This window comes from Pandoraea commovens, from assembly GCF_024704525.1.
GTDB classification, from domain to species: Bacteria; Pseudomonadota; Gammaproteobacteria; order Burkholderiales; family Burkholderiaceae; genus Pandoraea; species Pandoraea commovens.
Genome location: NZ_CP102780.1, coordinates 1,131,670 through 1,144,985, shown reverse-complemented (window position 1 = coordinate 1,144,985; position 13,316 = coordinate 1,131,670). Strand labels below are relative to the sequence as shown.

Sequence of the window (13,316 nt, the reverse complement as noted above, 5' to 3'; positions counted from 1 at the left end):
CCTCGTTGTAATTCTTACCCGCGAAGTGGAATCCTCGAGATGACGAGCTTTTTGTCTAAATCGGGAACACCCGCGCCTTCCAGAAGCTTGTACATCGCCTCGCTCACGACAGATGCGTACTGAGTCGGCCCAATAATCAGCCGATCAATCACAGCAGCGAGAGTCATACCTGAAATTCCCGCTTCAGGCACGTCTTCAAACACCAATCGATGCACAACTTGCGGCAATTGCTGATGCACTACGAGCGACTGCGGAACATGCTTGGAATGGAAAAGCGCTGGGTTATAAATTGCACGCCATTCCCGCTCCTCTTCGAAGCCGGGATGCTTCAGCGAAAATATCGTTGTCAGCAGCATCATCACGCCGAAATCCTTGACGATGGCCCGGTCTGTTGCTGCCAGTCGATCACGATGAGCGATCAGGCTGTCCATCGCCCGCCCAAACTCTGCGCAGAAGCGGGGGAAATCGAAGTAAGCGACAGGCGAGAGAATCACGCCTAGGTTCGCTGCTTGCCCATCAAGCGGAGGCCGCACGACGAAGCCAACGCTAGGCGTGTTCTGGCCGAACGCCCGCCACATCGAAAGGCGGCCGTGCATGTCATCCTGCGGCAAGTGTTCGGAAAAACACGCGATAGACGTCGCTAAAATCGCGGCCGGCAGCGCAGTGTCGTACACGCTCAAAATTTCCTCCGCGAGACCGCTATGGCTGCCGTTGAACGCCAGCCGGAAATGTTCGCGGCGCTTCTCATCGCTCAAGCATTCGCGCAGCATCTGGTGACCATGCTCGGACTCGCTGTAGTCGTGCATCGCCCGCGCGTTCCGCATCCACACTGAGCGCCCCTCAATAATTCCTTTCGCACCGGCCGCAGTCGTGTAATGAATCAGCCTTCCCCCGTTACCCTTCAACTTCTCCATTTGCTCGTTTGAGTGCGGATGAAAGATTGCCCCCAGCTCCCGCCGCTGCTCGTAAGTCAAAGCCGTTGGCTTCGCTTCCTGTTCGGCTGGGCCGTGCCCCGTGTCTTGTTGTTCGTTGGCCATTGAGAGTAAGTGCGTGTTGGATGACGTGGTTGCCGTATGGCGATGAATTACTGCCCCCGCCGAAGTATCTCATCCGCGAAAAACCGGCGGGTGTCGGGAAAAAGGTAACCGGGGTAACCGGCCCTCGAAAATTGGCCTCAGCCCCTTACCGGCAAAGGCTTTCATCGATTTGGGCAAAAGGTAACTTTATGGTAACCAAAAGGTAACCGGTTACCTTTTACTAAGGTAACTTCTCATTTTTTCCACATCATTTAAAATCAATGACTTAGAACGAAGTTACCTTTTGGTTACCCTCGGTTACCTTTGAAAGGTAACCGGCATAATCCTTTATCCGTGCGGGTTTTCAAGCGATTTTAGCGAGCGGTTACCTCGGTTACCTTTTTCCCGACACCCACCGTAAAATGACTCGGTTCGCTCGGTGTCGGCCGCAGGTTCGATCCCCATCGGCTCACCAATATTCTGATCGTCGACGACAACGAAAGGCGGTCTCGATCGGTATCCCAACCATTCATCCGAGCCCAAGCGCCATCGCAGAAATCGTCAAGCTCGCAACTACGGGGAAGAATTGAAATGCAGCCGTGTGTCGCCGCCATTCAGCCTGAATGGGTATCAGCTTTTGCCGCAGTCGTTGCATTGGGAATAGCAGTGTGGACCAACGTTAGCCAGAAGCAAGCTCGAAAAGAAGACATCGAACGGACCGAGTCAGAAATACGCCGTGAAGTGGAGCGCACCGAAGCGATTCGGCGCGACGAGATTGAACGGCGGGACAGCTCCTATGTCCTTGAGCAAGCGGAACGGTCACTGGCGAGAGCGTATGACGCGCTCACGGAGAATGGCTCCGAGCAGGTTGCTCCAGCGAATCGCCTGAATTGGCTGATGGCGGCAAGGTACATCGAAACATACCATCGGCTTCATAGCGAAATCTCAAACGAGCTCGACAAACGGGCGAGTTTGGATGCGCGAGACTTCTGGAGTCTTCGGATTTCCGACGCTATTTCTAACCACTCAACCGGCAGGGGGTGGGATTGGTACGCCGAAGTCAAGGGCACTCAACATCGGCAAGGCCTGGAGCCGGTTTCATTGTGTGTGGTGTACGAGTTTGCTCAATGGCGCGACGATAAGGCCGACCCAATTGATCAAGTCGACGTTGCGCGGTTCTTCTCTGGGGATACCAAAATGAAAATCGGCTTGGGGAATCTCGGACTCAGGATGTATCTCGCAAAATTTGGGGGAAAGAAGTTTGCCCCTTATGACAATAACTTGATGTGAATCCCGGTGCATGAGCTTGGCGCATGGAAGTGCACACGTTTTGCGCATCCTACGACGCCCTTCCCTGCCAATGCTGGCAAGCCTCTGCGGTCCGTCCAAAGGTGCATAAAAAGTGTTCGATCAAGCGCGCAGGCGTGGCGGGGTCATGACCGCGCGCGCTGAGGTCTGAGAGGGGGCGGCGGCAACAGCGGAACGGGCGAGCAAGGCCACTCCTCGGTCGCACAACGGGCCGGGACGTCCGGCCCTGGGCCGTGACGCTCCGCACGCGGCAGGCCGTTGTAGCGCCTCTCAAGCGTTCCCTGCGATGCGCTAAGATGCTGTTTATTTATACAGTGTTTTTTGACTATGCGACGCCGACAACCTCACACCCCGGAGCGGCGTGCCCTGACGAGTGTCGACCTGCGTGCGATCTGGACGCGTGCGCCGTCACCCGAGGCGCGAGAACTGCTCTGGGAGATTCACCGCCTGCACGGCGTGTTGCTGGGATGCCAAGCTGATATGGAAATCATCCGCGCCGCGTGGCAGGAAGACGTTGGGGGCCGACTTGCCGCCATTGAGTGGCTACGCGCGCGGCTGCGCGAGGAGCCGTGTGTGGCCGAAGCAAACGTCGACCGTATGCGTTCGACGCGCGAAAGTTAAGACGACCGACGACGGCTGGCAAACGCGCATCAACGAAGCGCTTCGCGGGTACGCGGAAACGAACCACCTGATCTCAGCGTGACGGCATGAAACCGAACGCAAGCCGGATCCGAAGCCGGGAGAGCTGGTGCTGTGCGGTGGGTGTGGGGAGGTAATGACGCCCTACACCCCGCCGTACCTTCCCGAAGAATGCCTGTGCGACGAGTGCGATCGCGTGGTTGGCGAGATGATCGCCAACGGCGAACTGGGTTAGGCCGATGCGGCCAGTGCGTATTCGTTAAAGCGCATCACCTCGACGCCAGCCCAGTCGTTCACCGCCTTCATACTTTCCTGCAGCGGAAACAACTCGTTCACGCCGAACACCTTCGCCGCCTTCTCCACGTCCCCAAATCCCCCCGTGTTGCTCGGCATCACACTGATGAGCTGCGGCGGCACGCGATGGGCCGCGAGCATGTCGTCCCGCGTCACGTTCTTGATGTTGAAAAACTCGTCTTTGGCGGCGACCTCCGACACGGGGATAAGCTGGATTCCGTCCTTCTTCCCTTGCGGGGCGTACATGAATAGGTTGCGGAAATTTCCCGGCCCTTTCGAGTTCTTGATCGCGGCGCGCAGGTCGTCGACGTCGTCCTGCGTTTGAGCGGAATCGGTCATGTACAGGATGAAGCCCGCGTGGCTTCCGTTCTTGTAATAGCGACGGCGGAACAGCGTTGCCGACTCGTTGAGCCATGCGGAATTGAGTGCGGCCAAGTATTCCGGCACACCGTACACCTCCTGATGGACGTCGGGCTGCATCAGGTGGAACACTTCGCCCGCCTCATACTGCACCTCCTGCCCGACTTCGGGCACCCACCAGTACGACTCGAGATCGAGGCTCCGCCGCGTGTACTTCGTGAGCAGCGGCTTGAGCGCCACCGTGCCACCCAAGCGATTCTTCCGGCGTTCGAGATACGCGTTGCCGAAGATCATGAAGTTCGTCGCGAAGATGGAGAAGTCGGCCCTCGATAGCAACCGGTGAGGGATAAACGTCGAAGCGAGGATATTGCGCTTCACTTGAATCGCCGAGCTGTGGTGCGGAGCAGAATAGAACGACCGAGCCAAGCCGTCCCACGACAGCGGCGGCTCGTACCACTTCCCCATCCGCATGCACTCGATGTATGACAGGATCTCCCGCTTGTCCAACACGGCAACAGGATCACCGAAGCTGAATGCCTCCGCACGCGCGGCCGGTGCCTTCGACGGCGTTGCCGCCGGTTGCTGATGAGCGGCGTATCGGCCGCGTCGTTTCTTGCTCACGAGTAGATCTCCATAATGCTTCGATGAGTGCCGGTCTGCCCGTCGATAGGTTCGTTCGCCATGGCGTGCATCATTGCCCACGCGATATCGCCGTGGCTCGCCTCTGCCGACCGGTCGGCTTTGTACGTGACCTGCCCGCCACTAGCGGTGGTCGTTTTACGGATGGTCATGAAGGACTGCGCAATGTCGGTGTGCCCCGCGTCGAACTCGAGGCGACCTTTGCTGATGACGTCATACGCTTTGAGCACGAGCTGCGTCTTCACGTGTGGCGAATACGTGAAGCCAACGGCGGCGGGGAAGAAATTCCGCACGAGCTGATAAACCGAGTCGCCAATGCCAGTGCGATCAATGCCGATGTACGTCACCGTGTAGCGATTGGTCGCTTCCTTGACCGTCCTGGCTTGTGCTTCGTAATCGAGACCACGGAACTGGATGCGCTCCAGTACGCGGAACTTGCCACCGACGACGGCGGGCGGCGCAAGCACCACGAGGGCAGCGGAGTCCCCCATGCCGCCCCCGCCGTTCGGGTCATAACCGAGCCAGACCGGCCGACGTCCGAACGGCCGCGCCGCAAACGGCATGAAGTCGTCCCACACCTCCCAGCTATCGACCATGCACCGCTGGAGCATGGTGAACTTGAACACTGCCAGCAGGTCGTCGATGAACTGGCAAAGCAGCAGGTTCGCAAAGTCGTCGGGGCCGTACTCCAGCCGAAGCTGCTCGAGGTCGAACAGGTTGCATCCGCCCGCGAGCGCGTCTTCCACAGTGACGATCTGCCGCCACTGCCCGTCCGGCCCAAGCACGCCGCGAGCCAGCGCCTTATGCGACAGATCCAACTGGATGCGCTCATCCTTCGGGCGCCCACGGTTGAAAAGGCCACCGCTCCAGAAGGCATAGCCCTCGTGTGCCAGCGTCGACGGCGTCGAGAAATACGTCTGACGCCAGCGTTTGTGGATCGCCATCCCCGAAGCGACCTTGCGCAGCTCCTGAAATTTCGACGTCCAGAAGTACTCATCGAAATACAGGTTGCCGTGATAGCTCTGCGCGGTGCGCGCGTTCGTACCGAGGAAGTACAGATTCGCGCCGCTGTCTGGCAATAGCATCGGCGTGCCCCGCAGCTCGACGTCCGCCGCATCTTTCGCGAACTGGACGATGTACTGCTGGAACACGTGGGCCTGCGCCTTGCTGGCAGACAGGAAGATCTGATTGCGCCCCGTGTCGATGGCGTCAATAAGCGCCTCGCGAGCGAAATACCACGTCGCGCCGATCTGGCGGCTCTTGAGGATGTTCCGGATGCGGTGCGCCATGCCGGACTCGTACCAGACGCGCTGGTAGTCGAAAATCGAGTCCATGAACGCGTCGCGTAGCTGTTGCGCTTGCTTCTCGCTGATACCGTTGCGCTCGACCTTCTTACGTGGCCCCGCGTTGCGGCTTGCAATGTTCGGATTACCACCAACGCCACGGCCGCCACGGTCGGAGTCGCTGTGTTGTCCCTGTTTCCCGGTGTCGATGCCGCCGTGGTCATGGGGGCGTTCGCGGGCGCTGGTGTGTTTGTGCTGGCCTCCGACGATCTCGCGCCCCTCAAGCGCGTGGCGTTCTTCCTCATCTCATTCGTTGCTGGGTGCCTGTCTGCCCGGCTGGCGGCTGATCTCATCGGGTGGGCACTGCCCGAGCGAATTCAAGTGAATGCCGCCGTTGGGGCGCTCGTGGCCTCGGCCGTCATCATCAAATTGCTGATGTGGCTTATCCGGCGAGCGGCGAACCCCGAGAAGTTGTTCGACACCTTCAAGGGAGGGCCAAAGCCATGAACGCGATCGCCATCGTCAACGCCGTGCTGTGCGCGGTCATCGCGCTGCGCCTGATGCTGTTCCGGCGCGCGTCCGGCAGCCATCGTCCGTGGGCCTCGCGCTTCGCCTACGCCCTCATCCTCGCCACCGGCTCCGTGCCGATCCGCGCGATCTTCGGTGCACCGCCGCCGGTAGATGTGACGTCGCTGGCGATCAACGCCGTGCTGTGCGCGGCTGTCATCGCCGTGCGCGGCAACGTCGTCGACCTGTTTCGCGGCGGCATCGGCCACGACAACCCCATCACCCGACTACTGAGAAAGACCCATGACCACGCCCGCTAACATGCTGCGCGAAGGCGATCACGGCGCTGCCGTCCGCGCGCTGCAGGTCGCCCTGAAGAAATACGACGGCACGCTGGAGACCGACGGATGGTTCGGCGAGAAGACGACGACGGCGGTCATGCACGTGCAGCACGAGTTTGGCCTGGTCGTCGATGGCATCGTCGGCACCAAGACGCAGCAGGCACTGGCAAACGGTACGCGAACCCACGGCCACCTCACGGCCGCCGATCTGGCTGCTGCGGCCGACAAGCTCGGCGTCGAGCTGGCAATCGTGCGCGCGGTCAACGAGGTGGAGAGCAAGGGGTGCGGCTTCCTGCCGGACGGACGCGTGCTCATCCTGTACGAGCGCCACATCATGTACCGGGAAGTCGCTGCGGCCAAACTCGATGCGCCGTCGTTGGCGAAGTGGTATCCGAACCTCGTCAATCCGCAGCGGGGCGGCTATGTGGGAGGTGCTGGCGAGCATTCTCGCCTTGCGAACGCCTGCACGATCCACCGCGCCAGCGCGTTCGCGTCGGCGAGCTGGGGCGCGTTCCAGATCATGGGCTTTCACTGGAAGTCACTCGGCTACACCAGCGCCGAGGCGTTCGCCGACATGATGCGCACCGGTGAAGCTGCCCAGCTCGACGCCTTCGTTCGGTTCGTAATGAACGACGCCACCCTGCTCAAGGCGATGAAGGCGAAGAAGTGGACCACGTTCGCCGAGATCTACAACGGCCAGAACTACGCAGCAAACCTGTATGACGTGAAGCTCGAGCGTGCTTACGGCAAATACAAGGCGATGGAGGTGGCAGCGTGACGCCGCTCGCCAAAGCCGCAAGCGTGCTGCTCGCCATTGCGTGCGTTGCACTGGCGTTCGCCGTGCAGCAATTCCGACTCGACGCGATCGAGCATCGCGCCGAGCGGGCCGAGAAGGAGGCGAGGCAACTCAAGGCGGATCTGAACGATGCGCGCGATAACCCGGCCGTCATCACCAAGTACGTCGACCGCGTGCGCGAGATCCGCGTCAAGGGCGACACCATCATCAAGAAGGTTCCCGTCTATGTCACCGCTGAAGCTGATGCCGCTTGCACTGTGCCTGTCGGCTTTGTCCGGTTGCACAATGCCGCCGCCGATAACGCCCCACCTGACGATTCCGGCGATGCTGATGCGCGACCCTCCGGTGTTGCGCTCTCTGCCGTCGCCGACACCGTCGCCGACAACTACACCGCCTTCCACGAACTCGCAGCACGATACGACGCTCTGCGGGACAAGCTGCGCCGCAGCCCGTTCGTGACCGTCGAGGAAGACGAGAGCCAGCCACAATGAAAAAGCCCGAACTGCTGCGCGCCGCACTGGTGGAAAACAATCGCTTCCTGAAGACGAACCCGGACAATCTGCACCTGTTCGTCGAAAGCGGGCGTCTGCTTGCGACGCGCGCGGCTGGCAGGGTGGCTTCGCGTGGCGGCTCGTTCATGTACGAGTACACGCTGAACATCATCGTCACGGACTACCCTGACGAGTCTCCAACGCTCATGCTGCCGATCGTGGCATGGCTGGCGGACTGGCAGCCCGATTTGCTTGCCAATGACGGAAGGCAGCGCGACGGCATCAAGTTCGAAGCCGAGATCCAGACGCACGAGACGGCGACAATCTCCATCGATATCCGGCTGACGGAATCGGTCGACGTGCGCTACGTGGACGACAAGCCCACATTCGACTACCGAGAAGAGCCGTTGCTCGACGATGAAACGAAGCGATTCTTGGGGGTCTGACGATGGCTACGGATCTGCACGAGCTAGACGCATGGGCCGTTGGCCTTCTCAACTCCATCAGCCCGGCAGGGCGTCGCATACTCGCGGGCAACATCGCTCGCGAGCTGCGTCGGCGCTCACAGGATCGGATCGCGGCACAGGTCAACCCTGACGGATCCGCCTACGAGCCGAGAAAGCCGCAACTGCTTCGGCGCAAGCAGGGAAGCATCCGTCGCAAAATGTTCATGAAGCTGCGCACCGCGCGTTACCTGAAGGCCGAGGGGTCAGCCGACGGCGCTGTGGTGAAGTTCGTCGGGCAGGTTCAACGCATGGCGATCGTTCACCACTACGGACTGAGGGATCGCGTACAGAAGGATGGCCCCATGGCTAGGTATCCATCCCGCGAGCTGCTCGGCATTACAGACAATGACCTCGAGACACTAGCCGCAATAGTCATGGGTCACGTTTCACTATAATCTGATGCAAAGACCGCACTAAAATCTTGCAAATTTAACGCACATCAGAACACTCACATTTGGACGCGCGTTCATGAATAATCAAGCATCCGAAGAACAACAGTCAAAGATCAAAGCTATTTCTCATTTGGATACTCTGGTAAAGCTCAGCGGACTGGCCGTGTTTGCAACTGCGGCATTTGTGTACTTCGGATATCAAGTGACGAGGAGCTATTTTCAGAGTATCGGTGCGCCATGGGCACTCGATCTTCTAACGACGAATGCGCTTATATTGTCTGCCCTCCCTCTCACGGGATCCTTCCTGTTTGCGATAATCGCCGGATTAATCTGGGCTAAGCGATGCCCAAAGCGATCTTGGATCATTGGTTTCACAGTCATCTGCCTCGCAATCGCGGCGGTCGCTATATCGGTAGTTATTTTCTTCGAAAAAGCCCGCGTAGTAACGGTGGCGGGACAGACCTTCTTCTTTGCTTACGCCCTAGCGATAAGTGGAGCTTCTGCCGAAGTAGCACACGACCTAAACAACGGAAAAGGATTCTCTTCGAGCGTAATTTCAACCGTCTACTATTTTTCCTTCTTCGTTATCTTTCTGGCTCCCATTAACTACGGACAGATCCTGGCGCGGATCGATTGCGATTGGACTTCCAGCCCACTGGCCGTCATTCCGCTTCAGGACGCGCCGAATGAGCAATGGCGTCTTGTTAGAGTGCTTGCAGACAAGGCACTTTTAGTGCGACTCACACCTCAAGAAGTGGACCGTGAGTTTCGTATAGTTGCCACAGACAAGGTTCGCGCTCATTACACGAAGTTCGCTTTTAGCAAATAGTGTTGTGTACGACAGCGCCACAACACTAGTGGCGTGACGCTCTCCCGCGCGCGCGGCATCCTGCATTCATGGATGCCGAACACAACCGTCTCATCGAAAACCTGATCGCCACGGGCACCGTGGAAGACGTCGTCTATAAACCGCGTCTTCGTGTCCGTGTATTGATTCGCGGCCGACTCACTGACTGGCTGCCGTGTATTCAACCGGCCGCTGGGCGCGTTCGCATCTGGTCGCCGTTGAGCAAGGGCGAACAGGTCACGGTCTTTTCGCCGAGCGGCGAGACAGGCAACGGGATCGTGCTTCGTGGTCTGCCATCCGATCTCATCATCTCCCCGTCCGATAGCCCCGACGAGTTTCTTATCGCCTTCCCGGACGGCGCTCGCATCGTCTACAACGACGCAAACAGTGCCCTCGACGCCACCGGCATGAAAACGGCGACCGTGCAGGGAACCGGCCGGGCGACCGTGGACTTCCCCGACGCTGACTTCACCGGAAACGTGCGTATCGCAGGCACGCTCACCGTCGAAAAGCTGCTGACTTACAACGGCGGCATGGCCGGGCAAGGTGGAAGCGGCGGCAAGACCGTCATCAAGGGCGACTTCACGCACACCGAGGGGAACCTCTCGTCCAATGACGTCGTGGTTCACGACCACGATCACGGCGACGTGCAGAGAGGGGGCGACCGCACCGGCGGTCCGCGCACTGCATGACTTACACGGGTATGAACAAGGCCACCGGCCGCGCGCTCTCCGATATCGAACACATCGAGCAATCCGTGGCCGACATTCTCACCACGCCGATCGGCTCGCGTGTCGAGCGTCACGAATATGGCTCACTGGTGCCGGATCTGATCGACCAACCGACCAACGAATACACGCGCATGCTGATTCAAGCCGCGTGCGTCATGGCGATTACCCGCTGGGAGCCGCGTCTGTCGCTGACGAGCCTTACGTTCAATGTCGGCACTGGAGAGAACGCCGGAAAGACCGTCGTCGACTTCGAAGCTGACCGCGTCGACGGTTCGCGCTCTGGATCTCCCGTGAAAGCGAGCGTCGCACTCGGACGAGGTGCTGCATGAGTGCGCTCGTCGACTTCTCGAAGCTGCCGTCCCCGACCGTTGTCGAGCAGCTCGACTTCGAAACCATCCTCGCAGAGCGCAAAGCCCGCCTCATCGAGCTGACACCTGCCGACCAGCGCGACGCCATCGCTGCCACGCTCGAGCTGGAGTCAGAACCCATCGTCAAGCTGCTTCAGGAGAACGCCTATCGTGAAATGATCCTGCGTCAGCGCGTGAACGAAGCAGCCGTGGCCGTCATGCTGCCGTATGCGAAGGATGAAGACCTCGATAATCTGGTAGCGCTCTTCGAGGTGCAACGCCTGACCATCGTAGAACCGGATCTGACCGTCAGCCCGCCGGTAGAAGGCGAATATGAAGGCAACGACGCGTTGCTAGAGCGCGCGCAAAATGCGTTTGAGGGGCTTTCGATCGCCGGGCCAACGAAAGCGTATGAGTTTCATGCGCGATCGGCGGATGGCCGCGTTGCAGATGCGTCGTGCGTCAGTCCGGAACCCTGCGAAGCCGTGATTACCGCTCTGGGCGTTGCCGATGACGGCAGCGTTCCGGAGGAAGCGCTCGCCGCAGTCCGCGTCAAGCTGAACGACGAGGATATTCGCCCCGTTGGAGACCGGGTGACCGTGCAGTCTGCCAGCGTTCAGTTTTACGAGATCGTCGCCGACCTCTACGTTACTGACGCCAGCCCCGAGAAGGCTCTTCTCTTGCCGGTCGCGCAGGCAAACGCCAAGTCGTTCGCCAAAACCCGTCGCCGCCTTGGATTGAGCATTTACCGGGCAAAGATCGACGCCGCGCTGGCTATCGAGGGCGTTGAGAACGTCGTCATCGCCTCGCCGCAGCAGGACATTCCCCGAGACAAGACGCAGGCGGCGATCTGCACAGCCATCAAGTTGCGGCTGGTAGGCCCGGACGGCGTGGTGCTGGCCGAAACTGTATGACCGCCACATTGCTCCCTCCGAACTCCACTGCGCTCGAGCGAGCTGCTGCGCGCGCGCTTGCCGAGATCGCGCGCGTGCCGGTACCGCTGCGAGACCTTTGGAATTTCCGCACCTGTCCCGTGCCCCTGCTGCCCTATCTGGCGTGGGCAGTGTCCGTAGATCGCTGGGACGACACGTGGCCGGAGGCTACAAAGCGCGACGTCATCCGCAAGAGCTTCTGGCTGCACAAGCGTAAAGGAACCATCACTGCGTTGCGCCGCGCCGTGGAACCGCTCGGCTACCTGATCGAGGTTATCGAGTGGTGGCAGCAGGCACCCGCCGCGCGCCGCGGCACGTTCCGGCTCCGAGTCGGTGTGTTGGATACCGGCATCACCGACGAGATGTTCAACGAGCTGGTGCGCGTCATCGACGACGTGAAGCCTGCGACCCGACACTTGCTCGGAATGGAGATCAGTCTCGAGACGCGCGGGAAGCAGTACTTCGGCGCGGCCACCTTCCAGGGGGAGATGCTGACCGTCTACCCCTACACCCCTGAAACCGTCAGCGTGGGCGGCCCGGTGTACACCGGTGCGGCCGCGCACATCATTGAAATTCTGACCGTTTATCCATGACTGCGACCTTCTACACCATCGCCACCGATATCGGCAACGCCAAAGAGGCGAACGCGATCGCCCTCGGCCTTCGTCGGAAGTTCGTCGCGCTCGCCGTCGGCGACGGCGGCGGCGACAACGCCCCGATCCCTACGCCGAAACCGAATCAGAAGGCACTCCTCGGGGAATGGCGTCGCGCGCCTCTCAACTCGCTCGAGCCGGATCCGAAGAACCCGTCGCAGCTCATCGCAGAACAGATCATCCCCGAAAACGAGGGTGGCAAGTGGATCCGGGAAATGGCGCTCATCGATGAGGACGGCGACCTGTGCTACATCTCCAACGCGCCGCCGACGTATAAGCCACTGCTGCCCGAGGGGTCGGGAAAGACGCAGGGCCTGCGCATGGTCATCATCGTTTCGAACGTCGGCAACGTCGAGCTGAAGATCGACCCAAGCGTTGTGCTGGCAACGCGCGAATATGCCGACAAGGCCATCACGGTCGCGATGAAAGCGCACAGTGACGCGGACGACCCTCATAGCCAGTATGCAAAGAAGACTGTCGTTGCGAAGTCGATCTCAGACGCCTTTGCGGCACACGTGGGCGATGCCGACCCCCATCAGCAATACGCCTCCAAGTCGAAAACGCCGTTGGTCTTCTCAATCCTCGACTTGCCGACGAAGAACATCGGCCCTATCTCGGTTGCCGAATGCGGCGAGATCTGGATCTGGTCGGCGTCCGACTACTTCACCGGCTACCGATCACCTCTGTGCGGTCGCCCCGTGGATGGCCACACGCTCGTACCGCTCGCAAGCGAAATTGACGCGGTCGGAGGTTTGGTGAGCAAATCCGACTACGCGCGACTCTGGGGCTATGCCAAGGAAAACAACCTTGTTGTGCCCCAAGCAACGTGGGATAACGCGCGTGGCGCTCATTTCTTCGTTGACGTTAGCGGGACGCAATTCCGCGTCCCCGACCTGCGCAACATGTTCCGCCGCTACATGGGAACTGACGCTGACACTGCAAATGCAAGAACGCTCGGAACGCGGCAATCCGATCAATTCAAACGCCACTCACATTCGCCCGGTAGCTATGTCTCGCAATCCAACACGCCGAGTGCGACCAGCGCGCGGATCGCGATGACATCAGACACATATTGGGTAATCCCGTCCCAAGACGCGGCTGAAGGCGGCACAGAAACACGAGCCACCAACACCGCGTACGCTCCGCGAATTCACGTTTAGATGTGCAGGCGTGGCGCGTATGCCGTGTTCGTTGGCGACGTCTCTTTCCCGACCCGAGGGGTGCCGTTCTTGCC

General features: G+C 60.0%; 16 protein-coding genes and 1 pseudogene. 14 read left to right on the top strand and 3 right to left on the bottom strand.

From position 1 onward, the window contains the following. Positions 1–14: 14 nt before the first annotated feature. Entirely contained in the window at positions 15–1,037 is a 1,023-nt protein-coding gene (locus tag NTU39_RS05770) for a DUF2971 domain-containing protein (protein ID WP_257959460.1), read from the bottom strand. A 570-nt stretch (positions 1,038–1,607) separates the two neighbouring features. On the opposite strand from NTU39_RS05770, the gene NTU39_RS05765 reads away from it, so the two are divergent. Both NTU39_RS05765 and NTU39_RS05760 read left to right on the top strand, forming a co-directional pair. Further along, on the top strand, positions 1,608–2,306 hold the full coding sequence (locus tag NTU39_RS05765; protein ID WP_257959459.1) for a hypothetical protein: 699 nt from the start codon (positions 1,608–1,610) through the stop codon (positions 2,304–2,306). 345 nt (positions 2,307–2,651) lie between these two features. Continuing rightward, a complete protein-coding gene (locus tag NTU39_RS05760) occupies positions 2,652–2,945 on the top strand; it encodes a hypothetical protein (RefSeq protein ID WP_257959458.1) in 294 nt (97 codons plus the stop codon). A 249-nt stretch (positions 2,946–3,194) separates the two neighbouring features. Here the strand turns inward: NTU39_RS05760 and NTU39_RS05755 are convergent, their stop codons facing one another. Continuing rightward, positions 3,195–4,238 carry a phage portal protein gene (locus NTU39_RS05755; protein ID WP_373275392.1) on the bottom strand — a complete coding sequence of 348 codons (1,044 nt, stop codon included), beginning with the start codon at positions 4,236–4,238 and terminating at the stop codon, positions 3,195–3,197. Then, positions 4,235–5,686, bottom strand: a pseudogene (locus NTU39_RS05750) (terminase large subunit domain-containing protein); the annotation flags it as partial. The gene NTU39_RS05755 and the pseudogene NTU39_RS05750, both read right to left, overlap by 4 nt. Positions 5,687–5,722: 36 nt before the next feature. On the opposite strand from NTU39_RS05750, the gene NTU39_RS05745 reads away from it, so the two are divergent. The 12 genes from NTU39_RS05745 (at position 5,723) to NTU39_RS05690 (ending at position 13,242) form a co-directional block, all read left to right on the top strand. Continuing rightward, positions 5,723–6,046, top strand: coding sequence for a putative holin (locus NTU39_RS05745; protein ID WP_257959456.1), 324 nt, complete (start codon positions 5,723–5,725; stop codon positions 6,044–6,046). After that, positions 6,043–6,366 (top strand): phage holin family protein, encoded by a 324-nt coding sequence (locus NTU39_RS05740; protein ID WP_257959455.1) that lies wholly within the window; start codon positions 6,043–6,045, stop codon positions 6,364–6,366. Before NTU39_RS05745 ends, NTU39_RS05740 begins: the two co-directional genes overlap by 4 nt. Further along, entirely contained in the window at positions 6,350–7,165 is an 816-nt protein-coding gene (locus tag NTU39_RS05735) for an N-acetylmuramidase domain-containing protein (protein ID WP_257959454.1), read from the top strand. Before NTU39_RS05740 ends, NTU39_RS05735 begins: the two co-directional genes overlap by 17 nt. Then, entirely contained in the window at positions 7,162–7,674 is a 513-nt protein-coding gene (locus NTU39_RS05730) for a hypothetical protein (protein WP_257959453.1), read from the top strand. Before NTU39_RS05735 ends, NTU39_RS05730 begins: the two co-directional genes overlap by 4 nt. Further along, positions 7,671–8,120 (top strand): phage tail protein, encoded by a 450-nt coding sequence (locus NTU39_RS05725; RefSeq protein ID WP_257959452.1) that lies wholly within the window; start codon positions 7,671–7,673, stop codon positions 8,118–8,120. The genes NTU39_RS05730 and NTU39_RS05725 overlap by 4 nt, the downstream gene beginning before the upstream one ends. A gap of 2 nt (positions 8,121–8,122) precedes the next feature. Continuing rightward, positions 8,123–8,575 carry a phage virion morphogenesis protein gene (locus NTU39_RS05720; protein ID WP_257959451.1) on the top strand — a complete coding sequence of 151 codons (453 nt, stop codon included), beginning with the start codon at positions 8,123–8,125 and terminating at the stop codon, positions 8,573–8,575. Between the two features lie 73 nt (positions 8,576–8,648). After that, complete coding sequence (locus NTU39_RS05715) at positions 8,649–9,401, top strand: hypothetical protein (RefSeq protein WP_257959450.1); 753 nt, start codon at positions 8,649–8,651, stop codon at positions 9,399–9,401. A 68-nt stretch (positions 9,402–9,469) separates the two neighbouring features. Further along, positions 9,470–10,111 (top strand): phage baseplate assembly protein V, encoded by a 642-nt coding sequence (locus NTU39_RS05710; RefSeq protein ID WP_257959449.1) that lies wholly within the window; start codon positions 9,470–9,472, stop codon positions 10,109–10,111. After that, positions 10,108–10,479 carry a GPW/gp25 family protein gene (locus NTU39_RS05705; protein WP_257959448.1) on the top strand — a complete coding sequence of 124 codons (372 nt, stop codon included), beginning with the start codon at positions 10,108–10,110 and terminating at the stop codon, positions 10,477–10,479. Before NTU39_RS05710 ends, NTU39_RS05705 begins: the two co-directional genes overlap by 4 nt. Further along, positions 10,476–11,411: a baseplate J/gp47 family protein gene (locus NTU39_RS05700; RefSeq protein WP_257959447.1), complete on the top strand. Its 936-nt coding sequence runs from the start codon at positions 10,476–10,478 to the stop codon at positions 11,409–11,411. The genes NTU39_RS05705 and NTU39_RS05700 overlap by 4 nt, the downstream gene beginning before the upstream one ends. Next, on the top strand, positions 11,408–12,022 hold the full coding sequence (locus NTU39_RS05695; RefSeq protein WP_257959446.1) for a phage tail protein I: 615 nt from the start codon (positions 11,408–11,410) through the stop codon (positions 12,020–12,022). The genes NTU39_RS05700 and NTU39_RS05695 overlap by 4 nt, the downstream gene beginning before the upstream one ends. Beyond that, positions 12,019–13,242 (top strand): phage tail protein, encoded by a 1,224-nt coding sequence (locus tag NTU39_RS05690; protein WP_257959445.1) that lies wholly within the window; start codon positions 12,019–12,021, stop codon positions 13,240–13,242. Before NTU39_RS05695 ends, NTU39_RS05690 begins: the two co-directional genes overlap by 4 nt. Positions 13,243–13,316: the final 74 nt, after the last annotated feature.